The 24,379-nt window shown below is 73.7% G+C and carries 25 protein-coding genes; 12 read left to right on the forward strand and 13 right to left on the reverse strand.

Annotated features, from left to right (window positions below; all coding sequences use genetic code 11):
* Positions 1 to 42: 42 nt before the first annotated feature.
* Positions 43 to 312: a GlsB/YeaQ/YmgE family stress response membrane protein gene (locus NF338_RS11315; protein WP_053369168.1), complete on the forward strand. Its 270-nt coding sequence runs from the start codon at positions 43 to 45 to the stop codon at positions 310 to 312.
* Positions 313 to 338: 26 nt separating this feature from the next.
* Positions 339 to 800, forward strand: a complete 462-nt coding sequence (locus tag NF338_RS11320) for an ATP-binding protein (RefSeq protein ID WP_264030863.1) — start codon at positions 339 to 341, stop codon at positions 798 to 800.
* A gap of 50 nt (positions 801 to 850) precedes the next feature.
* Here the strand turns inward: NF338_RS11320 and NF338_RS11325 are convergent, their stop codons facing one another.
* Entirely contained in the window at positions 851 to 1,072 is a 222-nt protein-coding gene (locus NF338_RS11325) for a hypothetical protein (RefSeq protein WP_053369166.1), read from the reverse strand.
* A gap of 190 nt (positions 1,073 to 1,262) precedes the next feature.
* Positions 1,263 to 1,568: a DUF6221 family protein gene (locus tag NF338_RS11330; RefSeq protein ID WP_053369165.1), complete on the reverse strand. Its 306-nt coding sequence runs from the start codon at positions 1,566 to 1,568 to the stop codon at positions 1,263 to 1,265.
* Positions 1,569 to 1,885: 317 nt separating this feature from the next.
* On the opposite strand from NF338_RS11330, the gene NF338_RS11335 reads away from it, so the two are divergent.
* The 4 genes from NF338_RS11335 to NF338_RS11350 all read left to right on the forward strand — a co-directional run bounded on the left by NF338_RS11335 (position 1,886) and on the right by NF338_RS11350 (position 4,131).
* Entirely contained in the window at positions 1,886 to 2,338 is a 453-nt protein-coding gene (locus NF338_RS11335) for a hypothetical protein (protein WP_264030864.1), read from the forward strand.
* A gap of 70 nt (positions 2,339 to 2,408) precedes the next feature.
* The gene (locus tag NF338_RS11340; protein WP_264030865.1) at positions 2,409 to 3,419 is read left to right on the forward strand and encodes a fatty acid desaturase family protein; all 1,011 of its coding nucleotides are present in this window, start codon (positions 2,409 to 2,411) and stop codon (positions 3,417 to 3,419) included.
* 126 nt (positions 3,420 to 3,545) lie between these two features.
* Positions 3,546 to 3,899, forward strand: a complete 354-nt coding sequence (locus tag NF338_RS11345; protein WP_264030866.1) for a lipopolysaccharide assembly LapA domain-containing protein — start codon at positions 3,546 to 3,548, stop codon at positions 3,897 to 3,899.
* 19 nt (positions 3,900 to 3,918) lie between these two features.
* A complete protein-coding gene (locus tag NF338_RS11350) occupies positions 3,919 to 4,131 on the forward strand; it encodes a hypothetical protein (protein ID WP_264030867.1) in 213 nt (70 codons plus the stop codon).
* Between the two features lie 80 nt (positions 4,132 to 4,211).
* On the opposite strand, the gene NF338_RS11355 is transcribed toward NF338_RS11350, so the two are convergent.
* The 4 genes from NF338_RS11355 to NF338_RS11370 all read right to left on the reverse strand — a co-directional run bounded on the left by NF338_RS11355 (position 4,212) and on the right by NF338_RS11370 (position 10,552).
* Entirely contained in the window at positions 4,212 to 7,817 is a 3,606-nt protein-coding gene (locus tag NF338_RS11355; RefSeq protein WP_264030868.1) for a LamG-like jellyroll fold domain-containing protein, read from the reverse strand.
* A 276-nt stretch (positions 7,818 to 8,093) separates the two neighbouring features.
* Positions 8,094 to 8,483 (reverse strand): UBP-type zinc finger domain-containing protein, encoded by a 390-nt coding sequence (locus NF338_RS11360; protein WP_264030869.1) that lies wholly within the window; start codon positions 8,481 to 8,483, stop codon positions 8,094 to 8,096.
* A 7-nt stretch (positions 8,484 to 8,490) separates the two neighbouring features.
* Positions 8,491 to 9,183: a hypothetical protein gene (locus NF338_RS11365; protein WP_253691315.1), complete on the reverse strand. Its 693-nt coding sequence runs from the start codon at positions 9,181 to 9,183 to the stop codon at positions 8,491 to 8,493.
* 106 nt (positions 9,184 to 9,289) lie between these two features.
* The gene (locus NF338_RS11370) at positions 9,290 to 10,552 is read right to left on the reverse strand and encodes a GNAT family N-acetyltransferase (protein ID WP_264030870.1); all 1,263 of its coding nucleotides are present in this window, start codon (positions 10,550 to 10,552) and stop codon (positions 9,290 to 9,292) included.
* 237 nt (positions 10,553 to 10,789) lie between these two features.
* Here NF338_RS11370 and NF338_RS11375 point away from each other — a divergent pair, with 237 nt between their 5' ends.
* The 3 genes from NF338_RS11375 (at position 10,790) to NF338_RS11390 (ending at position 14,845) form a co-directional block, all read left to right on the forward strand.
* Positions 10,790 to 10,933, forward strand: a complete 144-nt coding sequence (locus NF338_RS11375) for a hypothetical protein (RefSeq protein ID WP_264030871.1) — start codon at positions 10,790 to 10,792, stop codon at positions 10,931 to 10,933.
* A 119-nt stretch (positions 10,934 to 11,052) separates the two neighbouring features.
* Complete coding sequence (locus NF338_RS20990) at positions 11,053 to 13,989, forward strand: helix-turn-helix transcriptional regulator (RefSeq protein ID WP_318783048.1); 2,937 nt, start codon at positions 11,053 to 11,055, stop codon at positions 13,987 to 13,989.
* Positions 13,990 to 14,083: 94 nt separating this feature from the next.
* The gene (locus NF338_RS11390) at positions 14,084 to 14,845 is read left to right on the forward strand and encodes a 2,3-bisphosphoglycerate-dependent phosphoglycerate mutase (RefSeq protein WP_264030872.1); all 762 of its coding nucleotides are present in this window, start codon (positions 14,084 to 14,086) and stop codon (positions 14,843 to 14,845) included.
* Between the two features lie 49 nt (positions 14,846 to 14,894).
* On the opposite strand, the gene NF338_RS11395 is transcribed toward NF338_RS11390, so the two are convergent.
* The gene (locus tag NF338_RS11395; protein WP_264030873.1) at positions 14,895 to 16,082 is read right to left on the reverse strand and encodes a hypothetical protein; all 1,188 of its coding nucleotides are present in this window, start codon (positions 16,080 to 16,082) and stop codon (positions 14,895 to 14,897) included.
* Positions 16,079 to 16,837, reverse strand: coding sequence for a SigE family RNA polymerase sigma factor (locus NF338_RS11400; protein WP_264030874.1), 759 nt, complete (start codon positions 16,835 to 16,837; stop codon positions 16,079 to 16,081). The genes NF338_RS11395 and NF338_RS11400 overlap by 4 nt, the downstream gene beginning before the upstream one ends.
* Positions 16,838 to 17,002: 165 nt before the next feature.
* Between NF338_RS11400 and NF338_RS11405 the strand changes: the two genes are divergently transcribed.
* Both NF338_RS11405 and NF338_RS11410 read left to right on the forward strand, forming a co-directional pair.
* Positions 17,003 to 19,150: a SpoIIE family protein phosphatase gene (locus NF338_RS11405; protein ID WP_264030875.1), complete on the forward strand. Its 2,148-nt coding sequence runs from the start codon at positions 17,003 to 17,005 to the stop codon at positions 19,148 to 19,150.
* Between the two features lie 152 nt (positions 19,151 to 19,302).
* Positions 19,303 to 20,379 (forward strand): sigma-70 family RNA polymerase sigma factor, encoded by a 1,077-nt coding sequence (locus NF338_RS11410; protein WP_264030876.1) that lies wholly within the window; start codon positions 19,303 to 19,305, stop codon positions 20,377 to 20,379.
* 20 nt (positions 20,380 to 20,399) lie between these two features.
* Here NF338_RS11410 and NF338_RS11415 read toward each other — a convergent pair whose 3' ends face one another.
* The 4 genes from NF338_RS11415 to NF338_RS11430 form a co-directional block, all read right to left on the reverse strand.
* Positions 20,400 to 20,882, reverse strand: coding sequence for a DUF1269 domain-containing protein (locus NF338_RS11415; protein ID WP_264030877.1), 483 nt, complete (start codon positions 20,880 to 20,882; stop codon positions 20,400 to 20,402).
* A 14-nt stretch (positions 20,883 to 20,896) separates the two neighbouring features.
* The gene (locus tag NF338_RS11420; RefSeq protein WP_237841191.1) at positions 20,897 to 21,244 is read right to left on the reverse strand and encodes an SHOCT domain-containing protein; all 348 of its coding nucleotides are present in this window, start codon (positions 21,242 to 21,244) and stop codon (positions 20,897 to 20,899) included.
* A gap of 64 nt (positions 21,245 to 21,308) precedes the next feature.
* Positions 21,309 to 21,740 (reverse strand): DUF6325 family protein, encoded by a 432-nt coding sequence (locus tag NF338_RS11425; RefSeq protein ID WP_264030878.1) that lies wholly within the window; start codon positions 21,738 to 21,740, stop codon positions 21,309 to 21,311.
* Between the two features lie 85 nt (positions 21,741 to 21,825).
* Entirely contained in the window at positions 21,826 to 22,233 is a 408-nt protein-coding gene (locus NF338_RS11430; RefSeq protein ID WP_264030879.1) for a hypothetical protein, read from the reverse strand.
* 149 nt (positions 22,234 to 22,382) lie between these two features.
* Here NF338_RS11430 and NF338_RS11435 point away from each other — a divergent pair, with 149 nt between their 5' ends.
* Positions 22,383 to 23,651, forward strand: a complete 1,269-nt coding sequence (locus tag NF338_RS11435; RefSeq protein WP_264030880.1) for an AI-2E family transporter — start codon at positions 22,383 to 22,385, stop codon at positions 23,649 to 23,651.
* 43 nt (positions 23,652 to 23,694) lie between these two features.
* Here NF338_RS11435 and NF338_RS11440 read toward each other — a convergent pair whose 3' ends face one another.
* Positions 23,695 to 24,366, reverse strand: coding sequence for a GAP family protein (locus NF338_RS11440; protein ID WP_264030882.1), 672 nt, complete (start codon positions 24,364 to 24,366; stop codon positions 23,695 to 23,697).
* Between the last annotated feature and the right edge of the window lie 13 nt (positions 24,367 to 24,379).

A 24,379-nucleotide genomic window follows, 5' to 3' on the forward strand; every position in this document is an offset into this window, starting at 1 on the left:
ACCTGGGGGCAAAACTCGCACAGCAGACAAAAGGAGAAATCCATGGGTTGGCTCGCGTACATCGTCCTCGGCCTCGTCGCCGGTCTCATCGCGCGTGCGGTGCTGCCGGGAAAGCAGACGGGCTCGCTGATCATCACGATCCTGCTGGGCATCCTCGGAGCGCTGCTCGGTGGGTGGCTCGGCTCGGTCTTCTTCGGCACGGCGCTGGGTGACCTGGGCGACTTCCGGACCTGGCTCCTCGCGATCCTCGGCTCGCTGATCACGCTCGGGATCTACGGCGCGGTCACCAAGGGGAACCGACGCAACGCCTGACGGGCACCGAGCGACCGGGGGGCTTCATGGACGACCTGCCGACCATCGCGGTCCCGACCGACGACGACGAGCTCACCACCTCCCACCCGCCCGAGGGCTACCGCCCCGTCCGGGAGTGGGTGCTGAGCACGACCGAGGGGCTCTCGGCACTCCGTTCCGGAGTGGTCCACGCTCTGGAGGCGGAGGGCGTGGTCACGACCGGGCGGCTGTCCGCCACCCCCGACACGCTCGTCCTCATCGCGTCGGAGCTCGCGACCAACGCACTGCGTCACGGGCTGCCGCCGACGATCGTGCGGCTCGCCCGCACCGACGACCGGTTCCTCCTCGAGGTCGCCGACCACGACGTCTCGCACGAGCCGGTCTACGCCGGGCGCCGCATCCCCGGTGCCGGCGGCGTCGGTCTCCACATGGCCCGCCAGCTCTCGCTGGACGTCGGGTGGTACCGCACCGATACGGTCAAGACCGTGTGGGCGACCTTCGCGGCCTAGGTGTGGTGTTCAGGGAGGTTGGTCAGCCTGCTGACCAACCTCCCTGGACATCACACCGAGGCGACGTGCGACCGACACTCGGGGCAGACCAGCACGGCCGATGCTGCCTCGTCACGCGTGACCGAGCAGTGGTACTGGCACAGGATGCTGACCCGGTGCGGGATCCGGGTTCCCGGGATCGAGCCCCAGGCGACGATGTGCAGCACGCGGGCACGAGCGGGGCCGCCGCAGCCTGGGCAGTCGACGGTGATCCACTTCTCGATGACGGTCATGGCGGACCACGCTCTCGGCTTGTCTTCTCGACCCTTGGCGGTCGCGGTACGTCGTCCGGGTCGGGAGGCACGCCGGTAGCGGGCTGCTTCACGACCGGCATTCCCCGCGACACGTGGTCGCGCTACCGACGATGCGCCCTGCGGGGCCCGCTCGCCACGCGAAAGGGGGTCGGGGTCGGTGGGTGAGTCGTCAGGTGCGCCAGGCAGGGTCGAAGTCCGGGTGCTGGGCGTAGGGCGTGGCGAGTGCCCGCAGGATGCGGTCGCCGACGAAGGCGATGCCGCTCTCGGCGCGGTCGTTGCTGTCCCGCTCGAGGTCGGCGGTCATGTCGTACCCGGTGGCCTCGTACGCGAGGGTGATGATGCGCCGTCTCACCGCGCACTCGGTCAGCAGGCGCGACCGTGACCACGGCGTCGGTGGCCCCGACTCGTCCTCGAGGCTCGCGCACGCTGCTTCGTCCTCGTCGATCCGGGCGAGCAGGAACTCGGTCAGCGCCATCTGCCCATCCTCCCACCCGTTGCTCTCGACGGCCCTGGCGGACGCAGCGAGCAAGCCCGCCAGGTGTAGTGTCGAGGTGTGGTTGATCGCCAGATCGGCCCACGTGTCGCCGATCGAGTCGGCTCTCGGACGCAGGGCGAGACCGTCGCTCCGGACGAAGTCACCTCGGGTGCGCGCTGGGACGACGACGGCGGTCGTGAACCCGACCTGGAGGACGAGTCCCCGATCTCCTTGAGTGGGACGCCTGGCGCCTCACCGACTGCCGCGACGGCAGCGGACGCGAGCCGGGCGGCCGGCTCCGAGCATCGGACGACGCCATGAGCACCACCACACCCACCCCTACCTCCTTCGGGCGAGTCCAGGACACCGCACTGCAGCTGCGGGGGGTCCTGGACACCGCGCTACCGCGCGAGCTGGGCACGGGAGCCGAGCCCGAGCTGTACACCGTGACCGCTGTGTTCTCCCGCCGGGTGTCTGGTCCGGAGCAAGCGTTGCTCGAGCTCCCCGCCGTCACCGCGCTGCTCGCCGACCACGGGTATCCGGGCATCGTCCTCCGGGTGGAGGACCGGCGCCTGCTCATCGAGAACACGAACCTCGCCATGCTCTCGGGCGGGCTGGCCCACGAGATCGCGACGGTTCTGCGCGACGTCGAGGAGACGATCACGAACGAGCGGACGCGCAAGGCCGACGAGCTGGCCGAGTGGCGCGCGGCCGAGGTGCTGCGCACGGCGAGCGTGAAGGCCGAGGCCGACCGTGTCCGCTTCGAGTGAGGCGCGGCAGCCCCTGGCGTTGACGGGCCGCGTGCGGCCAGCGGCCCGATCGACGGCTCGGGACTACTCGGTGCTGGCGAAGATCGTGCGCGAGTCCGGCCTGCTGCGCCGGCGGTACGGCTACTACTGGACCCGGCTCGTCCTGACCGTCGCCGCGTTCGGCGCCGTCTGGGCGGGGATCGTCCTCGTGGGCGACTCCTGGTGGCAGCTCCTGTTGGCCGTGGTGCTCGCGCTCGTGCTCGCCCAGCTCGCGTTCCTCGGTCACGACAGCTCTCACCGGCAGGTGTTCCGGTCCCGCGCGTGGAACGACTGGACCGCGCGCATCCTCGCGAACGCGCTCGTCGGCCTCAGCCACGCCTGGTGGACAGCGAAGCACGATGCCCACCACACCGCCCCGAACCAGGAGGGCCGGGACCCCGACATCTCACCGGGCGTGATCGCGTTCACGCCCGCCGTCGTCGCGAGCCGCCACGGCTGGCGACGACGGCTGGCCCACCGGCAGGGCTGGTACTTCTTCCCCCTGCTCGCCCTCGAGGGCCTCCACCTGCACGTCGCGAGCGTGCGCAGGGTGCTCGGGCGTCGGCCGGTGCCCCACCGGGGCGTGGAGGTCCCGGTCCTGCTCGCGCGGCTCGCGCTCTACCTGGTGGCGCTGGGCCTCCTGCTCCCCCCGACCGTCGCGGCGGCGTTCCTGGCCGTGCAGCTCGCGGTCTTCGGCATCCTGCTCGGGGGGGCGTTCGCCCCGAACCACAAGGGCATGCCGATCGTCCCGGCGACCGCGGACGTCGACTTCCTGCGCCGCCAGGTCCTCATGTCCCGCAACATCCGCGGCGGCCCGGTCGTCGACTTCTTCATGGGTGGTCTCAACCGCCAGGTCGAGCACCACCTGTTCCCCAGCATGCCGCGCCCGAACCTCAGGCGCGTCCAGCCCCTCGTGCGCGAGTACTGCTCCCAGCTCGGCGTGACCTACACCGAGGTCGGGTTCTTCACCTCCTACCGGATCGTCGTCCAGTACCTCAACGACGTCCCCGGCCGCGCTCGCGAACCGTTCTCCTGCCCCCTGGCCGCCAGCCTCGGCCGCTAGGAACATCGGTCCCGCGCGTACAGCCGCTCCCAGGTTCGCTCCCAGGTGCGAGGCGTAGGGTCACGGTATCCGCGGCGAACGTGCCCCGTCTGAGGTGCGCGGGCCCGGAACCGCTAGGAGGCCGCCATGGCCACCACCCCGCTCACCTCCGCGACCAACGGGCAGCCCACCGCTGCCGTGTCAGGCAGCCGGCCAGGCTCACGCGTGTCCCGCACGTCGGGCAACCCCACGAGGAGTCCCCGGACCCGCACCGGGGCGACGTGGGTCGGCCTGTGCGTCGCCGCCGTCGTCCTGGTCGCGCTCATCGTGTTCATGCTCCAGAACACCCAGCTCGTGCTCGTCTCGTTCCTCGGCTGGCAAGGCTCCGTCCCCCTGGCCCTGGCCCTGCTCATCGCGGGGATCGGCGTCGGGATCGTCGCCCTGGTCGTCGGCACCCTCCGCATCCACCAGCTCCGCCGACGCCTCGCACACCGCCTCTAGCGCACGCGGCTCACACCCCATGACCGACGACCGCGAGAACCCACCCCGACGCTCCACCGACCTGGTCGGCGAGATCGACGCCTCCCAACGTGAGATGGAAGACGTCATCTCGGTCGTCGACCACGACGCGCCCATCGATCTCATCCACTACGTCGCCGCCCGGGCACGTCTCGACAGCGCCATCGCCGCGTGGAACCACCGCGCCACGACCACCCGGGTCCCACCGTCGTAGCCCGCGTGCGACAACCGGGGCCCGCCCCGCCCGGAGAACCGGACGGGGCGGGCCTGGCGTCTGCTGTCAGGGCTCGCGGCTCAGCCGCAGGTGGTCGCGTCGTACGGCGCGACGACCTCCGTGGAGACCTGCTCGCCGTCGACCGTGGCCGACGCGGTGATCGTCGCCTCGCCCGCCTCGACGGACGTGCCGCGCACCGCGAACGACTGGTACGCGTTCGCGCCCGGGGCCACGGCGGCGAACGCCTTGGTCCCGAACGGCGTGGCGAGAGTGACGTCCACGGGGACGTCCTCACCGTTCGTCGCGCGCACCGCCACGTACACCTTGCCCGCGAGGCAGCGCGAGTCGGCCGTGACGGTCACGTCGAGCGTCGGCTCCTCGCCGTCGTCGCCGGCGTAGACCTGGGCGACCTCGGCGTCGGACAGCGCCCGGTCGAAGACGCGCACGTCGTCGATCGTGCCCGGCCAGTAGTCGACGGGGTTGCCGCTCCACTGCCCGCGCCCGATCGTCAGCGGGCCCGACGGCGTGGTGCCGCCGCACACGTCGGACTGGCCGACGAGCTCGCCGTTGACGTAGAGCTTGAGCTTCTGGTCGGCCGCGTCGCGGACGCCCACGACGTGGTACCAGTCGCCCAGGACGGGCTGCACGACGTACTCGGCGCGTGGCTCGCCCTCGTAGGAGAAGGCCCACCGGCCGCCCCCGCCGTACTGGAGGTAGAACGCGCTCGAGCCGAGCGACGAGTCCTGGCCGACGATCGTCGACCACGCGCCGCCGGGCGTCTTGTCGAGCTGCGCCCACGCGGAGATCGTGTACGAGCCGGTCGTGTCGACGACGGGACCCTCGGTCGTGAACGACTGGTTCGTGCCGTTGAGCTTGATCGCGGACCCGGACTCGCCGTGACCCGCGACCCAGGTGCCCGCGCCCGACGCCGCGTGGTCGCCCACGCCGTCGGCCGCCGTCGTGCCCTGGCCCTCGTCGAACGACCAGCGGCCCGTGCCGGTCAGGCCCGGGGTGCCCGGGTCGACGGGCGCGGAACCCTGCTTCGCCGCCGCGACGACGCGCTCGTTGACGTCCTTGACGCGCGCGGCGTCCATCTTGAGGACGCGGCGGTCGTAGGTGTAGAAGCCGTTGAGCTCGTTCTCGACGTCGGAGATCTCCGTGTACACCGAGCCGGACAGGTAGCACTGCGCCGGCCGCACGAGCTTCTCCGTGTTCTGCACGTACGCGTCGGTCAGCGCCTCGCTGTTCGCGACGCCGCCGTACGGGTTGGCGGAAACGCCCGGCCACATGTGGCCCGGGACGCTCATCGAGAAGCCGCCGTGCTCGCCGTCGATCGCGGCGCGCGTGGCGTCCGGCTTCGGCAGGGCCGGGCCGGTGTACTGGTGCCAGTCGATGATGTCGCCCGTCTTGGAGTCACCCTTGGACGCGCAGCAGTTGTAGCCCGAGTGCGTGTTGAGGATGCGGCTCGGGTCGTACTCGTCGATCGTGTTGCCGATCCGCGCCGTGTCGCCGAGGTTCCACTCGCCCCAGCCCTCGTTGAACGTGACCCACCCGATGATCGACGGCACCGAGCGGTGCTGGTCGATGATGTCCTTCATCTCCTGCTCCCAGAAGACGCGGGACGCCGGGTTCGTGTCGCCGTTGTTGAACCAACCGCTGGGGATGTCCTGCCAGATCATCAGGCCCAGCGTGTCGGCGTGGTAGTAGAACCGTGCCGGCTCGACCTTGATGTGCTTGCGCAGCGTGTTGAAGCCCAGGTCCTTGTGGGCCTGGATGTCGAACACGTACGCCTCGTCCGACGCGGGCGTGTAGATGCCGTCCGGCCAGTAGCCCTGGTCGAGCGTCGACATGAGGAACGTCTTCTCGCCGTTGAGCAGGATGCGCTGGACGCCGTCCACCTCCGAGACCTCGATCGAGCGCATGCCCGCGTAGGAGGCCACGGTGTCGGTCGCGCCCCCGTCGGTCAGGGTGACGTCGACGTCGTAGAGGTACGGGTCCTCGGGCGACCAGAGGTGCGCGTCCGGGACCTCGACCACGAGCTGCTCGTTCGCGGCGCCGGTGACGGTGCCGACCTCGGCACCCTCGGCGTCCCGCACGACGGCGGTCACCTCGGCGTCCTCGGACGCGGAGGCCGACTGCGCGGTCACCGCGAGCACGCCCGCCTCGACGTCGGGCGTGGTGACGACGGCGTCGATCGCCGCGGTCGGGACCGGCTCCATCCACACCGTCTGCCAGATGCCCGAGGTCGGGGTGTAGAAGATGCCGCCCGGGTTGAGCGTCTGCTTGCCGACGGCCTGGTTGCTGCCGTCCGTCGTGTCGACGGCGCGCACCACGAGCTCCTGCTCGGTGCCCTCGACGAGCGCGTCCGTGACGTCCACGGAGAACGACTCGTACCCGCCGCGGTGGGTGCCGACCTCCGTGCCGTTGACGTACACGGTGGCGACGTAGTCGACGGCGCCGAAGTTGACGCGCAGCCGGTTGTCGCTCCCGACCGCCCAGTCCTGCGGCACCTCGAACGTACGGCGGTAGAACATGTCGTCCTCGCGCCGCTCGATGCCCGAGAGCGCGGACTCGACCGCGTACGGGACGACGATCTCCTCGTCGAGGTCGCGGCCGCTCGGCACGGCGTCGTCGGACTCCGCCGCCTCGAACTGCCAGACGCCGTTGAGGTTCTGCCACGCGTCGCGCGTGAGCTGCGGGCGCGGGTACTCCGGCAGGGGGTTGGTGGGGTCGAAGTCGTCGGCCCACGGGGTCTGGATCCGGAACTCGGACCCGTTGGTGACCGGCAGGTTGAGCGAGCCGACCTTCTCGCCGCCGACGGTGAGGTCGCCCTCGCCGTCGTAGACCAGGCGGGCGGTCGACGCGCGGTCGACGGGCTCGGCGAGCGTGATGCCGAGGACGTCGCCCTGCGCCGCGACCTGCGCGACGGGCCACGCGAGCTGGTCCACCTGGACCTTGAGGTGGTCGACGAGGCTCTCGTCGACGCCGCCCGCGGCACCCTGGAACGTCACGTTGAGGCTCGTGCCGTCGCTCTCGAGCGCGGCCTGGGCGGGGAAGACGACGAAGTCGTCGGGGTAGGTGAACGCGTCGGTCGGCACGATCTCACGTTGCTGCGAAGGGCTCTGCCACCGCAACCGGAGGTGCGCGCCTCCGGTGTTCTGGAACATCTCCATGCGGAACGAGTACTCCTGGCCCGCCTGGAGCTGGACCGGGGCGGACGTCTGCTCGACGTCCCAGTCGTCGACCCAGTGGTCGATGACGAGCTGGTCGTCGATCCACAGCCGGAAGCCGTTGTCGCCGATCGCGGAGAACGTGTACGCCTCGCTGTAGTCGGGCGTGATCTGGCCCGTCCAGCGCGCGGAGGTGCGCTCGCCGCGGCCCGTGAGCTCCGCGAACGTGGGGACCAGGTTGGGGAACTCGATCCGCTGGTCGGGGATCGTGGCCTTGAGGTCGGTGAGCGGCCACGACGGGCCGCCGGACAGGAAGTACTCGCCCTTGAGGCCGTTGTCGAGCGCGAGGTCCTGGGCCGCGACGTCGGCCGCGCCCGCCTCGTCCGTCGTCGTGGCCGCCGGCGTCGCGGTCGCCCCGACCGCCGTCGCCACGGCCAGGGGGACCGTCAGCGCGGCGGCCAGCGCCGCCGCGACGATCCTCGCCGGTCTGCCCCGTGGTGGTGCTACCGCTGTCATGGACTGCATCCGTGCTTCCTCCTCGTCGAGTGAATCCAGGGACTGCTCCGACGCGGCGGCGAACCGGGCTCCCGTGTCCGGCGGTCGCCCTCCTTGGCGCACCGCACGACGTCTCCCCAGAATCAAACAACTTCCACCAGAAAAAGACAACAGGTAACAGCACACGACATCGCGTGGCAGCGCCCACGGACCCCGAGAGACGCCGAACCCGGGGTCGCTCCTCACCTGACGGCTCAGGTGAGGAGGGACCCCGGGTTGGGCGACGAAGGCGGTGGGTCAGCGGTGGATGAGCGACGTCCAGTCGGACGGCACCCGGTCGGCCGGTGCGGGCGAGCCCTGCGCCGGCGGGCGCGAGAGCGGCGCCGCGAGGTGCGGTCCGTCGAGCACCTGCGACGTCTCGTAGTCCCAGTACCAGTCCTCGCCGGGCTCGAACGAGCGCATGAGCCGGTGGCCGGTCTCCTGGAAGTGCGCCGTCGCGTGCTGGGCCGGCGACGTGTCGCAGCACCCCACGTGGCCGCACGTCGCGCAGCGGCGCAGGTGGACCCACCACCCGCCGGCCGCGTCGCACTCGGCGCAGCCCGTACCGCTGGGCGGGACCGCCGGGTCGACGGCGGCCCAGAGCTGCGCGCCCAGGCTCTCGTCGAGCCCGTCCCCCGTGACGCTCACCGGCGGCTCACCGTGTCCCGACGGCGGAGGGCCGCACGACGGGGGCCCACGACTCGGGGTCGAGCGCCGGTGCGGGCTCGGCGTCGTCCCAGGCGCGGCAGTCGTCGATCGTCGCGGCGAGCAGCGCGCGCAGGCGCTCGTCCGGGTCCGGCACGCACGCCTCGGCGATGCCCTGCACCGCCGCGGAGATGATGCTCGGTGCGGCGTCGCGCACGAACCGGCTCGGCCGCAGCCGCGCGCCCTCGCAGAACCGCTGCGCCCAGCGCGCCGTGCGCGGGCAGCTCGCGAGCGCGTCCGCCGACTCCGCGCTCAGCGTGCCCGCGGGGCGGTCGTCGAGGACGTCGAGCATCTTCTCGGCCCCGATGATCGCGACGGCGAGCGTCTGCTGCCGGTCCGCCGGGGCGATCGGCAGCGCCGCCACGGCGGCGCGCAGCGAGATGCGCACGTCCCAGTGCGGGTCGTCGCTCGTCAGCCCGATGACGGACGGGATGAGCGGCGCGAGCTTGGGGCGCTCCGGGTCGACCGTGAGGTCGTTCACGGCGCGCGCCAGCATCGCGAGCAGCGGGTGCGTGCACCGTGGATGGTCGCTCCACCGCTCCCCCGCGAGGTAGGACGCGAGCTCCATGAAGCACGCGCCCTTCTTCGGGTTGCGGTGCTTGCCACGGCCCAGCATCGGCAGCATGTCGTAGGTGTCGGTCACGAGGTCACCCCCACAGGCGGGTCCGGTCCTCCGTCCAGTCTGCGCCGGGCCCCGGCCGTTGGCAACGGGAGGAGTGACCCCGGTCACGTCCGGCGGACGGGACGGCTCAGAAGATCTCCGCGGTGTGCGCCGTCGGCGACCACGACCAGGCCGCCGACGCGGCGGCGACCGCGCCGGGCGTGTGCTCGACGACGCGCCCGGCCAGCGCGAGGACGTGCAGCGGCGTGGCGCCCAGGTGGGCCGCTCCCAGGTCGCCGACGTCCAGCGTCAGGTCGGGTCGCGCGTCGGTCCGGCGCACCGTAGCCGTGCCGCCCGTCTCGCCGACCATGACGTGCCACCGCCCGGCGTTGGCGGGGACGACCTCGTCGCTGACCTCGAGGACGAGGTCGACGGGCGCGGCGAAGGCACGGGCCCCGAGCGCGCGCTCGACGTCGACGACACGGACCCACAGGGCCTCGTCGAGGCGCGCGTGCATCCGCCGGTGGTCGGCGAGCAGGTGGGCCAGCGGGTCCGGCACGGGCCGCGACTCGCACGTCAGCGTGCTCATGAGGTCGAGGTCGAGCAGGTAGCGCCAGAGCCGGGCGTGGGTGGCCGGGTCCGTGGCGCTCACCTCCTGGACGGCGACGACGCCCGCCGGCACCAGCCCGGGCTTCCCCTCGCGGACCCGGTACGCCGCGTACCCGGTGGGGCCGTCGGGGCCGAGGGCGACGACGATCTCGGCCGCCGGTCGGCCGTCACCCCCGCCCAGGAGGAACTGCCACCGGTCGGCGTCGCGCGCGAGGGTCCCGGGCCGCGCGCCCAGGAGGTCGTCGTGGACGGCGGTCAGGTGGGGCAGTGCGTCGGCCAGGGACATCAGGCGCAGGCGGGCCGACGACCGTGCCGCGAGCTCCCGCGCGTGCGGCGTGAACGCGGCGCGCGCGAGGTCGACCTCGATGGGCTGTCGCCACGACGCGATCCCGTAGCCGTAGCGCCCGTAGACGCCGGCCTCCGTCGCCCAGAGCGCGGCCACGGCCTCGCCCCCGGCGGCGAGGTCGGTGAGCTGGCGGCGCATCATCGCCGTCATGACGCCGCGCCGGCGGTGGGTGGGCGCGACGGTCACCATCCACACCCCGGCGACGGGCTGCAGGTCCCCGCCGGGCACGGTCATCCGCAGCGAGTACGCGCTCGCGGTCCCGACGACGTCCCCGCCCGCGCCGTCGACGGCGACGAGGGTGCGGTCGGCCTCGATCGACCGGCCGGCGAAGACGTCGTCGGCCGAGTCCTGCCGGTACCCCCACCCGAAGGCCCGCCACACCACGTCCAGGGCCGGGTCGCGGTCCTCCTGCTCCAGCGGCCGGACGTCGAACGAGGAGGGCGCGGGGGTCGTCATGCCCTGGTGATAGTCCCTGCCGGGTGGCGCCGTCCACCAGATTTCGTGCCCGACGGACGGACGGACGTCCGGGTGCCTTAGGCGCGACGACCCACCTCAGACACCTCAGGGCCCCGAGCGGGCACCGCCTAAGGCGCCCTCCCCCGAACGGTGCGCGGTCGTCCGATGCGACGCCCGGGTGCTCAGGACGAACGTGAGTGTCGGACAGGCAGGGTGCCTGCAGAGACGGGGACGACCATGAGCGCACAGTTCGATCCGACCTTCGAGGCGGATCTCGCGTACCGCACGCAGCGTCTGCGCGAGGACTTCCGGCACGACGAGCCCTCGCTGCTGCACTGGTGGCGCGGGCGCCGTCAGCGCCACGACCACGCGGCGCGGTGACCGCGCCTCCCGACGCCGTCGACGAGAACCCTCTCGTCGGCGGCGTCGTCGTGTCCGGCGCGGGCTCCGGCGAGGTAAGCGGTGGTCACGTGTCGGTGCACGCTGCGAGGATGGGAGCCGTGCCACGCCCCTCCTCGCGCGCGCCCTTCGTGGCCCGCGCCGCCGAGCTCGACGCGCTCTCCGCGGCGGTCGAGCGCGCGCGCCGCGGCGAGCCGGGCGTCGTGCTCGTCGGCGCCGACGCCGGGGTCGGCAAGACCCGCCTCCTCACGCGCGCGGCGGAGCTCGCCGCCGGGAGCGGCGCGACCGTGGTCTGGAGCCACTGCGTGGACCTCGGCGAGGTCGGTCTCCCCTACCTCCCCTTCTCCGAGGCGCTGACGACGCTGCGCGCCCAGCACCCCGCGGTCGACGAGACCGTGGCCGCACGGCCCGCGCTCGCGCGCCTGCTCGACGCCGGCACGCCCGCGGACGACGAGCAGAGCCAGGGCGAGCGCCTCCAGCTCTTCGAGAGCGTCGCGGCGGCGCTCGCCGCGTCGGGGACGGCCGAGGCCCCGCTCGTGCTGGTCGTCGAGGACCTGCACTGGGCGGACCCGTCGAGCCGCGACGTCCTGCGCTTCGTCGTCGCGCGCCTGCGCGCGGAGCACGTCCTCGTCGTCGCGAGCTACCGCGCGGACGACCTGCACCGTCGCCACCCCCTGCGCCCCGTCCTCGCGGAGCTGCTGCGGCACCCGCGCGTCGAGCACGTGCAGCTCTCCCCCTTCACGGAGGGCGAGCTGCGCGAGTTCACCACCGCGCTCGCGGGCGCGCCCCTGCTGCCCGACGCGTTCGAGTCCGTGCGGACGCGCTCCGAGGGCAACGCGTACTTCGCCGAGGAGCTCGTCGAGTCGGGCCTCGACGACGAGCTGCCCTGGTCCCTCGCGGACGTGCTGCGCGCCCGCCTCGAGGTGCTCGACCCCGCCGTGCAGCACCTCGTGCGCGTCGCGTCGGTGTCCGGGCGCCAGGTGAGCGAGCCGCTCCTGCGCGCCGCACTCGCGCGCGACGCCGCGGACGGCGAGGCGGCGACCGGGCGCTCGTTCGACGCCGCGCTGCGCGAGGCGATCGCCCACCACGTCCTCGCGGTCGAGGGCGACGGCGCGCGCGACACGGTCGTGTTCCGCCACGCGCTGCTCGCCGAGGCCGTCGCGTCCGACCTGCTGCCGGGCGAGCGCGTCGGCGTGCACCGCGCCTACCTCGCCGCGCTCGACGACGACCCCGCGCTCGGGTCGCCCGCGCTGCGCGCCCACCACGCGCTCGCCGCGCACGACCTCCCGGCCGCGCTCACGGCGTCGCGCGCCGCCGCCCGCAAGGCCGCGCGTGTGCTCGCGCCCGCGGAGGAGCTGCGGCACCTCGAGCAGGTGCTCGCGCTGTGGCGGGCCGTGCCCGACGCCGCGGACCTGCTCGGCGAGGACCGCGTCACCGTCGCGCTCGCCGCGGCCGGGGCGGCGAGCCGCGCGGGCGAGCCGGACCGCGCGGTCGCGCTCGCGCGCAAGGTCGTCGAGGGCACCGCGGGCGACCCGATGCGCCAGGCCTCGCTGCGGCACGTCCTGTCCCGGTACCTGCTGGGCACGGAGGAGGTCGAGGAGACCCTCGCCCACACCGAAGCCGCGCTCGCCGTGCTCCCGGAGGAGCCGCCGTCGCTCGACCGCGCCTGGACGCTCGCGATGCGGGCACGCGCGGCGATGAACGCCGACCTCGACGAGCTCGCCGCGGAGGTCGCGACGCAGGCCCTGGACGTCGCGCACCGGCTCGACGCGCCCGACGTCGAGGCCGACGTGCTCACGACGATGGCGATCCTCGAGGTCGCGGACGACGACCGGGCCGCGGTGCTGCTCGCCCAGGCCCGGGAGCGCGCCGTCGAGGCGGGCGACATCCTCACCGAGCTGCGCTGCTGGTACAACATCGCGGCCAACCGCTACTACGCGGGCCGCATCGACGAGGCGCTGCAGGTGACGGCAGACGGCCTCGACCGGGCGCGCGCCACCGGGCTCGGCTGGAGCGCGTACGGCGTCGAGCTGCGCCTGTTCCGCGACCTCGTGCGGTACGTGCTCGGCGACCTCACGCCCACCGAGACCACGGGCGAGACCATGCCGGAGGGGTCCACGCCGCAGCTCTCCTGCGTCCAGCTCTACGCGGCGGTGGCGCGCGGCGACGACGACGCGCTCGCCCGGGGCGCGGCCCTGCGACGCGACTGGTTCCGGGACGGGCAGATCGCGCTCATCTCCGGCGGCTGCTCGATCGACGCGCTCACCTGGGCAGGGCGCGACGAGGAGGCGGTCGCGCTCGCCGTCGAGCTCGTGGACCACCTGGGCCGCACGTGGAGCGACTACTTCCTGGGCCGCATCTGGATCTCGGCGCTCGCGCTCGCCGCGCTCGCCGACGCCGCGGACGCGGCGCGCCTCCAGGGCGCGTCCGGCACCGGACAGGTCGCGGCGCTCGTCGCGCGCGGCGACGAGCTGCTGGAGGCGGCGCGCACGACGGCGGAGCGTGGCCGACCGCGCGGCGGTCGCCTCGGGCCCGAGGGGCGCGCCTGGCTCGCGCGCGCCGCGGCCGAGCACTCCCGGCTCACGGGCGACGGCGACCCGGTGCTGTGGGAGGAGACGACGCGCCTCTTCGACTACGGCTACCGGTACGAGGTCGCGCGCTCGCGCTACCGGTGGGCCCAGGCGCTGCTCGGCGCGGGCGACCGGAACGCCGCCGAGATCGAGGCGGCGCAGGCGCTCGAGGAGGCGGAGTCGATGGGGGCGGCCCCGCTCGCGGAGGCGGTGCGCGCGCTCGGGCGCCGCGGCCGGCTCGACCTGCCCGGGGTCCGGCGGTCCACGACGGCGGTCCTCACCGAGCGCGAGGAGGAGGTCCTGCTGCTCGTCGCGCAGGGCCTGACCAACCGGCAGATCGGCGAGCGCCTGTTCATCTCCGCGAAGACGGTGAGCGTGCACGTGTCCAACGTCCTGGCCAAGCTCGGCGCGTCCGGGCGCGCCGAGGCCGTCTCGCTCGCGCACCAGCGCGGGCTGCTCGAGGTCTGACGCGATGGGCTCGTCGTCCGACCGGGCGCGGGGCTCGTCGTCCGGCCGGTCGCCCGGGTCGTCGGACGGCGGGTCTGCCGGCACACTCGTCCTCGTGCGCCACGGGCAGAGCACGTTCAACGCGGGCGACCGATTCACGGGCCTGCTCGACGTGCCGCTCTCGGACGTCGGGGTCGCGGAGGCCGGGCGCGCGGCCAGCCTGCTCGCTGACGCCGTCGCGCGCGAGCCCGCCCTGGCGCCGCGCCGCGTCGTCACGTCGCCGCTCGTGCGCGCGTCGACGACGGCCGCGATCGTCGCCGACGCGCTGCCCGGGCCGCCCCCGCTCGCCGTCGAGTGGCGCCTCGTCGAGCGCCACTACGGCGCGTTCACGGACAAGCCGCGCGACGTCGTCCGGCGCGACTACGGCGAGGCGGCCTACTGGCGCTACCGCCGCTCCTACCTGCACCGGCCGCCGCCGCTCGCGGCGGACGACCCCGCACGCCCGCTCGTCGACGACACCCTGCTGCGCCTGCCCGACGCCGCGCGCGCGGCCCTGCGCCCGGACGCCGAGTCGCTCGCGGACGTCGTCGAGCGGCTGCGCCCCTTCTGGGCCGCGACCCGCGCAACGCTCGCCCGGGGCGAGGCGGTCCTCGTCGTCGGGCACGGCAACTCGCTGCGCGCGCTGTCCGTGCTCGTGGACGACCTCACGCCCGAGGAGGTCCAGGACCTCGACGTGCCCACCGGCCACCCGCTCGTCCACCGCTTCACGGCGGGACCCGACGCCGCGCTCGTCCCCGAGGTCCGCGGCGGCACCTACCTCGACACGCACGGAGCCGAGCACGCGCTCGGCGACCTCAGGTCGCGCGGCGGCACCTGAGACGACCCGCGTCCGCCGCGACGCCCCGGCGCGTCCGTACGCGCCGGTGTCACGAGCCGGGCTGGACGGAGCTCAGCGCCAGGTCCGTGCGCGCCGACGAGATGATCCTCACGTCGAGGAGGCACTGCCGCCAGACGTCCCCGTCCACGCCCCCAGGGTCGAGGTCCCAGCGGCTCGGCAGCGCGCCGGCCTCGACCCCCCGCACGGCGAGGCACGTCCTGAGCTCCGACTCGGACGCGTCGCCGGACACGGGGGGGAGCAGACGATCGACGAGCAGCCGGGGCATCGCGGGCGACGTCTCGATCGGCACGACCTCCCGGGTCGTCGGGTCGTACGAGGCTCGGCAGCTCGGGTCCCGGTCGGGACCGGTCAGCGGCGAGCCGCACGTCAGCGCCGTGAACGTGCTGCCGTCCGTGAAGTCCGTGGAGCTGACGACCCCGCGGACGTCCGTCGCCGCGCCGGCGTCCGGGCCGAGGGCCGCGACGTTGAGGAGGAGCCCTCCCGCCCAGGCGTCGGGGAGCCGATACGTCGGCCCGGTCACGGCAGGTCCCTCGCCGGCAAGGACCATCCAGGTCTGCTGGTGATCGCGCTCCCTCGAGGGGTCGGAACCCGTCTCGGGACCGGACAGCCGCGCGCTCAGCACGAGCCCGCCCTCCCCACCCTCCCGCTGGAGCAGGACCAGGTGCTGGAAGCCGTCGTGCACGACCGTTCCCGCCGTCCCTCCGCGGCGCAGGACCGCGAGGTCACCGTCGTCACCGGCGAGGACGCGCAGCCCGGGCGGCTGCTCGCTCTCCGCGGGCTCGGGGAGGTACTCGACGAAGAACCGCTCGCCGTCGCGCCACGCACCGAGGCCGAGGTCGAGCACGTACGCGCCGTCCTCGCGCAGGTACGTCGCGGGCTCCTTCACCGCGACGACGCCCGGCGCGACGTCGACGAGGGTGGCCCGCGCCGTGACGGCCTCGTACCCGGACGACCCGGAGACGACCTCGCGCGCGAGGTCGCGGAGCCCGTCCGGGCCGCCCGCCGTCACGACGCCCGTCCCGACGAGCCCCAGCGCGACGACGCCCGCGACGCCGGCGAGCGACCGGCGGCGTTGCACGCCGCGTCGGCTGGACCGGAGGACCACGTCGAGGTCGAGCTCGGAGGGTGGGACGGCGTCGTCGGCCGTGCTCCGCAGCCGGGCGAGGAAGTCGTCCTCGGGCGGGGTGGGCACCGGGCTACCGGTCACAGGGCTCATCGGGGTGTCCTTCCGGAGGTCCGGGTGGTCGGGGAGGTCAGGGTGGTCGGGGTCGTCGGTCCGGGAGCGGTGCCGTCGGTCGCGCCGAGGAGCGCCCGCAGGCGGGCGAGGCCCCGGGAGGCCGTGGACTTCACGGTGCCGACGGGCATGCCGAGCTCGGCGGCGACCTCGCTCTCGCTGAGGTCGAGCAGGTGCCGCATGACGACGACGCGACGCTGCTTGACCGGGAGCGTCAGGAGCGCCCGCACGACGGCGTCGCGGTCGTCGACGGAGCCGGTCGACGACCCGGTGCCGGGACGGCCCGGTCGGCCGGCGCCCTCCGCCTGCGCGAGCTCGTCCGGCCCGGCGAGCACCTCGCGCCGCGTGCGGCGCCACGTGTCGACGCGCAGGTTGGCCAGCACGCGGCGGGCGTAGGCGAGGGGGTCGCGCTCGCGGGCCCGCGACCACGCGCGGTACGTCCGCTCGAGCGCGTGCTGCGTGAGCTCCTCCGCCCGGTGCCGGTCCCCGCAGAGCAGGTACGCCATGCGGTGCAGGGGGTCGCGGGCGTCCCGCATGAAGGCCGAGAACTCCTGGTCGCGCGTGCGCCGGGCGACGAGGTCGACCTCGACCGTCGCCGCGCCGTCCTGCCCGTCGTCCCGATGGTCGTCGCGATGGTCGTCCCGATGGTCGTCCCGGTGGTCGCCCTCGACGCCGTCGAGCAGCAGCTCGAGCCCGCCTGTCCCCCCGACCGGTCCGGCCGCACCCGTCGCGGTCACGTCGTCACTCCTCGCGGGCCGTGCCCGCCGTCGTCTCGTGGTCTCACGAGCGGTACACGCAGCACCCTCACCCGACGTTCCCTTCTTCCCGATTTCACCCCGTCCCCGTGCCCGGCTGGCGCGGCTTGCACTGTTTGACCGGCCTCGTCCTGGTGATACTGGACCATGACCGACGCCCAGGCGATCCACGAGCTCGCGCAGGCGGGGCTCGCCGAGCCGGTGGCGGACGAGTCGTTCGACCGGTTCGCGCGCCTCGTGCGGCGACAGCTCGGGGTGCCGTCGGCGCTGGTCACGCTCGTCCTCGACGACGAGGCGGTGCTGCCCGGCGCGCTGGGCCTGCCCGAGCCGTACCAGACCCAGCGTCGCACGCCCCTGAGCCACACGTTCTGCCAGTTCGTCACGAGCGACGCGCGACCGCTCGTGGTCGAGGACGCGCGGGTCGTCCCGCACCTCGCCTCGCTCCGCGCGGTCGACGACATCGGCGTCGTCTCCTACGCCGGCTTCCCGATCTTCGACCCGCACGGCCGCGCCGTCGGGTCGTTGTGCGCGTTCGACGGGCGCCCGCGCCCGTGGTCCGACGAGGACCTGGCGACCCTCGCCGACCTCGCGTCCGCGTGCACCTCCGAGCTGCGGCTCCGCCTCGCCCGGGCGCGGGCGAAGCGCATGCAGCGCGTCGCGCTCGCGGCGAACCGGAGGTCCCGTCTCCTCCTGGAGCTCTCCGAGTCGTTCGCCGCCGCGACGTCCGTGCGCGACGTGGCGGAGCGGCTCTCGGCGGTCGGCGCCGCGATCGGCGCCCGCTACGCGGGCCTCGCGATGCTCGACGCGAGCGGCACGCGGCTCGAGTACACGACGCTCGACCACCTGGAGCCGGGCGTCCCGACGTCCTTCCGCCGGATGCGGGTCGACGCCGAGCGGGGCGCGGCGATCGCGGCCCGGACGCGCGAGCCCCTGTTCTTCCGCGACCACGCGCAGTACGCGGCGCGCCTGCCCGAGGCCGCCGCGCTCATCTCGCCGGCCGGCGTCGAGGCACGCTCCTTCCTGCCCGTCCTCGCCGGCGAGCGGCTGCTCGGCGTCGTCGCCCTGGCCTGGGACGTCGTCCGGGAGTTCGACGAGGACGCCGTGAAGACGGAGACGACGGTCGCGTCGTACGTCGCGCACGCGCTCGACCGCGTCCGGCTCCTGGAGGAACGGCACCGCGTCGCGACGACGCTCCAGGCGGCGATGCTCACCGAGCTCCCGTCGGTGCGCAGCGCGGAGCTCGCCGCGACGTACGCGTCCGCGACCCGCACCGACCAGGTCGGCGGCGACTGGTACGACGCCGTGGTGCTCGACGACGACGCGTGCGTCCTCATGATCGGGGACGTCACCGGCCACGACATGCGCGCCGCCGCGCAGATGGGCCAGCTCCGCTCCATGCTGCGCACGTTCGCGTGGTGCCAGGACGAGCCGCCCGCCGTCCTGCTCCGGCTCCTGGACCGGGCCAACCGCGGCCTCGCGCTGCACTCGAGCGCCACGGCCGCCGTCGTGCGGCTCGACCGCACCGCGCACGGCTTCGACGTCACGTGGTCGAACGCCGGGCACCCGTCCCCGCTGGTGCTGCGGGCGGACGGCAGCGTCGAGACGCTCGACGCGGCCCCGGACCTCATGCTGGGCGTCCTCCCGGGCACCGCGCGGCACGACCATCGCGCGCACCTCGCGCACGGGGACACGCTCCTCCTCTACACCGACGGCCTCGTCGAGCGGCGCGGCACGTCCTACGCCGAGCGGCTCGGCGCCCTGCAGGCCGCCCTCGCCGAGCTCACGGCCACCGCGACGTCCGCCCTGCCCGACGCGCTCGTGCGCCGGCTCGTCGCCGACCAGCGCGACGACGTCGCCGTCCTCGCGCTGCGCGTGCGGCACACGGCCGTGCGACCGCCCGGCCCGGGTCGCCCGTCGGTCCTGACGCGGCAGGTCGAGCACGCGTCGTCGGCGATCGGTCCTGCCCGTCGCTGGGTGGACGACGTCCTCGAGAGCTGTGACGTCTCGCCGGCGGTCCGGCGTATCGCGATGCTCCTCACGAGCGAGGTCCTGACGAACGCGGTCCAGCACGGCGCGGCCCCGGTCGACGCGGAGCTCGAGGTCGGGCATCGCGTCCTGCGCGTCGCCGTGCGGGACGGCTCGACGGCGCTCCCCCGGCTGCGGTCCCCGCGCCCGGACGAGACGGGCGGCCGAGGCGTGCAGTTCCTCGAGCGCTGCGCGTCGCGCTGGGGCGTCGACGCCGTCGACGGCGTCCCGGGCAAGACCGTGTGGTTCGAGATCGACCTCGACGACTGATCTCCGTCCCCCTGTGCCGTGTCGGAGGGCAGAGGTAGCGTGTGTGAGGTGGGCCACTCCCCTGGTCCCGCACGGGTGGTCGCAGCATCTCGCGTCCACCCGCAGGCACCCCTCGCGAACGTCGAGACCATCGAGTCCTGAGAGGCAGCACCATGACCGACCTCGCCACCCCCACGGGCCTCCGGCCCGGCACCACCGCGACCGGCGGCGCCCCCCTGCCCGAGCGCGACGACCTCGACACCGTCCTCGCCGGCCACCGCCGGGAGATCACGGGCTACTGCTACCGCATGCTGGGCTCCTCGTTCGAGGCGGAGGACGCCGTGCAGGAGACGTTCCTGCGCGCGTGGCGCTCCTACGACCGGTTCGAGGGTCGCTCGTCGCTGCGCTCCTGGCTCTACCGCATCGCGACGAACGTGTGCTTCGACGCGCTCGGTGCGCGCAAGCGGCGCGAGCGGCCGATGGGCCTCGGCGGCCCGCAGGCGCCGGAGGCCGAGAACCTGGGCCAGGTGCTCCCCGAGGAGACGTGGGTCGAGCCGGTCCCCGACGACCGCGTGCTGCCGCACGACGGCGACCCGGCGCAGGTCGCGGTGGGCCGCGAGACCATCCGGCTCGCGTTCGTCGCCGCGCTGCAGTTCCTGCCGCCCAAGCAGCGCGCCGTGCTCCTGCTGCGCGAGGTGCTCCGCTGGCAGGCGAGCGAGGTCGCGGAGCTGCTCGACACGACGGTGGCGTCGGTGAACAGCGCGCTCCAGCGAGCGCGCGCGACCCTGGCGGCTCGGGCCCACTGGGACAGCTCGGGTCTCGCGGACGACGTCGAGCCCGCACCCGCGCCGGTCGCGTCGAACGCCGGGCTCGGCGAGGAGGAGAGGATGCTGCTCGAGCGCTACCTCGACGCGTTCGAGCGCTACGACATGGACGCGCTCGTCGCGATCCTCCACGAGGACGCGACGCTGTCCATGCCGCCGTACCCGCTGTGGATGAAGGGCACGGCGGACATCGTGACCTGGATGACGGGGCCCGGCTACGAGTGCGAGGGGTCCCGCATGGTGCCGGTGGCGGTGAACGGCACGTTCGGGTTCGGCCAGTACCGGCGCGCGGAGGGCGGCGGGCACGAGCCCTGGGCGCTCCAGGTGATCGAGACCGAGGACGGGCGGGTGACCGCCATCAACGCGTTCCTCGACACGGCCTCGTGGTTTCCGCTGTTCGGCCTCCCCGCGCGCCTCGACGACTGAGGGCGCGGGGGGCCGGGCGGTCAGTCGAACGTCTCGAGGAGCGTGCTCCGCTCGGCGTCCGTGAGGTTCGTGGCGACGAGCTTTCCGTGGGTGCCGTGGAACCGCTCGCCGACCCGGTCGAGGTCGCCGTCCTCGGTGACGACGAACAACGCGGACGAGCCGGGCGTGACGCCCTCCCGGATGCGGTCGAGCTGGTCCTTGTCGATGCCCACGGCGGCCATCGCCTTCGACGACGCGCCGATCGCGGCGCCGGCCGCGGCACCGAGGACGGGGGCGAAGAAGAGCGACCCGAGCAGCAGTCCCCAGAACGCGCCCCAGCCGGTCCCGCGCCACTCGTCCTGGTGACCGTGGCGGGTCGTCGGCTTGGCCGCGCCCTCGGGCCACGTGACGACCGCGGTGTCGATGATGCGGATCGCGTGGTCCGAGGCCGAGTCGTGCAGGATCCGGGACGCGGTGTCCGCGCCCTCGGGCGAGTCGAACTTCCAGACGGTGAACGTGGCCATGGCACCTCTCCTTGTCAGCCGAGCAGCTTGGCCTTGGCCGCGGCGAACTCGGCGTCGCTCAGCACGCCCGAGGCGTGGAGCTGACCGAGCCGCTCGAGCTGGCCGAGCAGGTCGTCCTGCGGGGCCGCCGCGGGTGCGGCGGGCGCGGGCTGGGCGTACTGGGCCGCGGCCTGCTGGGCCGCCGCCTCGATGCGGGCCTGCTCCTGCGCGGCCTCGGCCTGCTGGGCCTCCCACGACTGCTGCGCACGGTTCGCCTGGCGGCGCTGCACGGCGCCCGCGGTCGCGGACGCGGTGCCCGCGATGACGGCGGTGCGGGCGGCGGTCCCGATGAGCCCGGGACGGCCGATACGACGGATGGGCATGAGGTTCTCCTGGTTCGGTGGACGGGGTCGGGTGCGCTGACGGACGACGCGGTGGGCGGGCGACTCAGTCCGCGACGAGCGCGAGGTCCGCGACCTCGTTGACGACCTCGGCCGGGATGCGCTCGCTGAGCAGCACGACGCCGTCGGCCGCGCTGGTCGCGGCGATCACGCCGCGGGCCCACGTGTGCTCGACGACGAGGACGAGTGCCGACGTGCCCGGGGCGAGCCCGGCGGCGACAGCGTCGAGGTCCTCCTCCCCCGCGAGGCCCGCACCCGTGAGCTCCACGTCCGTGATCTCCAGCTCGTCGCCGAGGTCGGTCACCTCGATGACCTCGACGTCGCCGCCGTCGGAGCGCCGCACGACCGCGAGGTCGAGGAGCGTGACGGTGCCCTCCGCGAGCACCTCGAGGACGGAGGCCTGGACGCCGGCCGGGATGCGGTCGGCGGGGAAGGCGATCGCGACGATCTCGACCGGGCCGAAGGTGGACGTTGCCATGGGACGGTGCTCCTGAGTCTCTGGGTGTGTGCGAGGACTGCCGTGCGGACGCGGGTTCCGGGGACCGGGACCCCGGGCGGGCGACTCATCGCGCGGCGCGCTCGGCCTCGTCGCCGTGGACCACGAGCGCCCACAGGACGAACACGTCGAGCGCGATGGTCACGATCGACCACCAGGGCGTCACCTGGAGGGTCGTGAACTGGGCGATGGCGTTGAGGACGACGAGGACGATCGCGACCATGCGTGCCCAACCCTTGCCGGACAGCAGCGCGAAGCCGGTGAGGACGAGCAGCACCCCGATGACGAGGTGGATCCAGCCCCACGTCGAGACGTCGAGGACGACGATGCCCGCGTCGGTGACACCGACGAGGCTGTTCGGGGAGAAGACGGCGACCAGCCCGCTGATCGCGTTGAAGAAGCCGATCGTCACGAGGACGATCCCCGCGAACCAGACCCAGCCGACCCATGCCGAGACCTGCGACGAGCGTGCCATGCGAGTCCTCCTGGGGTACCGACCACGGCCGGAGCGAGACGAGCGGACGAGCGTGCGCGTCGATCGTGGCACCGGTCGCGGGGTTCGGCATCCGGAAGGTGCGGCGCGCCCGGTGGGTCCGCCGCGGGAGGCGCCGCTAGGTTCGGGGCATGACGACGCCGACCCCTGCCGAGGACCCGAGGTCGGACGTGCCGGACGCCGGCACACGCCCCGTCCAGCACGACTCCCGAAGGCCCCCGCGCTGGGTCCCGCGCGCGCTCGCCATGGCCGTCGTCGCGGTCTTCGTGGGGGTCTTCGCGTGGTACGCGATGGGTCAGCTCAAGTCGCTCGGGGTCAACATCCTCATCGCGTTCTTCGTCGCGCTCGCCCTGGAGCCCATCGTCGTGTGGCTCGTGCGCCACGGCTGGCGGCGGGGTGCGGCGGCGGCAGTGGCCCTGATCGGCTCGCTCCTGACGATCCTCGTGGTCCTCGCGCTCTTCGGGAACCTGTTCGTCCAGCAGCTCGTCCAGCTCGTCCAGTCGCTCCCCGCCCTGTACGCGAGCGTCCAGGACTTCGTCGCGGACCGCTTCGACGTGGTCATCCCCGACTCGGACGACCTCATCCGGCAGGTCATCAACGACTTCGGCGACGACGTCGCGTCCGGCGCCCTGGTCGTCACCACGACGATCGTCGGGGGGATCTTCGCGTCGCTGACGATCATGCTCGTCACCTACTACCTGCTCGCGGCGGGACCGAAGTTCCGCGCGGCCGTGTGCCGCTGGCTCACGCCGAACCGCCAGGAGGAGGTGCTGCGGCTCTGGGAGATCACCCAGGTCAAGGTCTCCGACTTCATCAACTCCCGCATCGTCCTCGCCGCGCTGTCGAGCGCCTTCACGTTCGTGTTCCTGCTCATCATCCAGACGCCCTACGCGCTCCCCCTCGCCGTGTTCACGGGCGTCGTCTCGCAGTTCGTGCCCACGATCGGCACCTACATCGGCGGCGCGCTGCCCGTCGCGGTCGCGCTCACGTCCCAGGGCCTGCCGCAGGCGCTCGGGGTGCTCGCATTCATCATCGGGTACCAGCAGCTCGAGAACCTGTACTTCTCCCCCAAGGTCTCTGCCCGCGCGCTGGAGATGAACCCGGCGGTGAGCTTCGTCGTCGTGCTCGCCTTCGGCGCGGTGTTCGGTGCGCTGGGCGCGTTCCTCGCGCTGCCGATCGCCGCGACGATCCAGGCGGTCGCGAACACGTACCTCCAGCGGCACGAGCTCATCGAGTCGCACATGCTGCACGACCCCGGCTCCGAGGGGCACCGTCCGCACGGCAGAGGGCGGGACCGGGACGGCGACGGCGGCACCGCGCGGCGCCGTCGCAAGAACCGCGAGGCCGCCCTCGAGGCCGAGCGCACGGTCGACGAGCGGCGCGCCGAGGGCATCGACTGAGACCGGCCGTCCCGCGCCGTCCTCCGCGGTCGACGGGACGCGGTCAGAGCGCCGCGATGCCGTCTCCCAGCATCTTGGCGCCCAGGACGAGCAGGAGGACGGCCATGATGACCGCGTTGTTGTGGATCATCCACGCCTTGAGCTCGTCGAGCATCGTGGCGGCGCGGGATCCCATGAACAGGTAGATGAAGACCGGGGTCGCGACGCCGAGGCTCGCGACGAGCGCGAACACGACGGACGCGACCACCTGGGCGTTCGTGTCCGCAGGAGCGGCCGACGCGATCGCCGCACCACCGGAGACGACGAGCAAAAGGTTCTTCGGGTTGACCGCGCCCAGCAGGACGGCGAGGCCGGCGGCCTTCACGGGCGTGAACGCGTCGATCGCGGCCATCCACTTCGGTGCCGGCGGCTCGACCCCGGCACGGGGGCGGCCGCGCCACTGCTTCACCGCGAGGAGGAGCAGCAGGACGCCCAGGACGATCTTGAGGATCGCGGCCCACAGCGGCGGGCCGTCGTCGTCCGGCGTGGCGGCCCCGGCGAGCGTCGCGACGAGCAGCGTCACCGCGCCGACCGCGACGAACCACCCGACGAGGAACGAGAAGGCGTTCGCCTTCGCCCGCCCGCTCACGAGCATGAGCACGACCGCCACGATCGGCAGGGGGCTGATGAGCACACCCACCGCGACGGGGAGGGACTGACCGATCGCCGCGCCCATGGGCGGCCTCCTT

This window comes from Cellulosimicrobium sp. SH8 (genome assembly GCF_025818875.1).
Classification (GTDB): domain Bacteria; phylum Actinomycetota; class Actinomycetes; order Actinomycetales; family Cellulomonadaceae; genus Cellulosimicrobium; species Cellulosimicrobium cellulans_D.

Bases quoted from the DNA above. Each gene is read 5' to 3' on its own strand.
- NF338_RS11425 (WP_264030878.1), bottom strand. From the start codon at position 21,740: ATGGCAACGTCCACCTTCGGCCCGGTCGAGATCGTCGCGATCGCCTTC.
- NF338_RS11330 (WP_053369165.1), bottom strand. From the start codon at position 1,568: ATGGCGCTGACCGAGTTCCTGCTCGCCCGGATCGACGAGGACGAAGCA.
- NF338_RS11345 (WP_264030866.1), top strand. From the start codon at position 3,546: ATGGCCACCACCCCGCTCACCTCCGCGACCAACGGGCAGCCCACCGCT.
- NF338_RS11325 (WP_053369166.1), bottom strand. From the start codon at position 1,072: ATGACCGTCATCGAGAAGTGGATCACCGTCGACTGCCCAGGCTGCGGC.
- NF338_RS11420 (WP_237841191.1), bottom strand. From the start codon at position 21,244: ATGCCCATCCGTCGTATCGGCCGTCCCGGGCTCATCGGGACCGCCGCC.
- NF338_RS11395 (WP_264030873.1), bottom strand. From the start codon at position 16,082: ATGAGCCCTGTGACCGGTAGCCCGGTGCCCACCCCGCCCGAGGACGAC.
- NF338_RS11440 (WP_264030882.1), bottom strand. From the start codon at position 24,366: ATGGGCGCGGCGATCGGTCAGTCCCTCCCCGTCGCGGTGGGTGTGCTC.
- NF338_RS11370 (WP_264030870.1), bottom strand. From the start codon at position 10,552: ATGACGACCCCCGCGCCCTCCTCGTTCGACGTCCGGCCGCTGGAGCAG.
- NF338_RS11320 (WP_264030863.1), top strand. From the start codon at position 339: ATGGACGACCTGCCGACCATCGCGGTCCCGACCGACGACGACGAGCTC.
- NF338_RS11405 (WP_264030875.1), top strand. From the start codon at position 17,003: ATGACCGACGCCCAGGCGATCCACGAGCTCGCGCAGGCGGGGCTCGCC.
- NF338_RS11415 (WP_264030877.1), bottom strand. From the start codon at position 20,882: ATGGCCACGTTCACCGTCTGGAAGTTCGACTCGCCCGAGGGCGCGGAC.
- NF338_RS11335 (WP_264030864.1), top strand. From the start codon at position 1,886: ATGAGCACCACCACACCCACCCCTACCTCCTTCGGGCGAGTCCAGGAC.
- NF338_RS11435 (WP_264030880.1), top strand. From the start codon at position 22,383: ATGACGACGCCGACCCCTGCCGAGGACCCGAGGTCGGACGTGCCGGAC.
- NF338_RS11410 (WP_264030876.1), top strand. From the start codon at position 19,303: ATGACCGACCTCGCCACCCCCACGGGCCTCCGGCCCGGCACCACCGCG.
- NF338_RS11375 (WP_264030871.1), top strand. From the start codon at position 10,790: ATGAGCGCACAGTTCGATCCGACCTTCGAGGCGGATCTCGCGTACCGC.
- NF338_RS11315 (WP_053369168.1), top strand. From the start codon at position 43: ATGGGTTGGCTCGCGTACATCGTCCTCGGCCTCGTCGCCGGTCTCATC.
- NF338_RS11430 (WP_264030879.1), bottom strand. From the start codon at position 22,233: ATGGCACGCTCGTCGCAGGTCTCGGCATGGGTCGGCTGGGTCTGGTTC.
- NF338_RS11355 (WP_264030868.1), bottom strand. From the start codon at position 7,817: ATGACAGCGGTAGCACCACCACGGGGCAGACCGGCGAGGATCGTCGCG.
- NF338_RS11350 (WP_264030867.1), top strand. From the start codon at position 3,919: ATGACCGACGACCGCGAGAACCCACCCCGACGCTCCACCGACCTGGTC.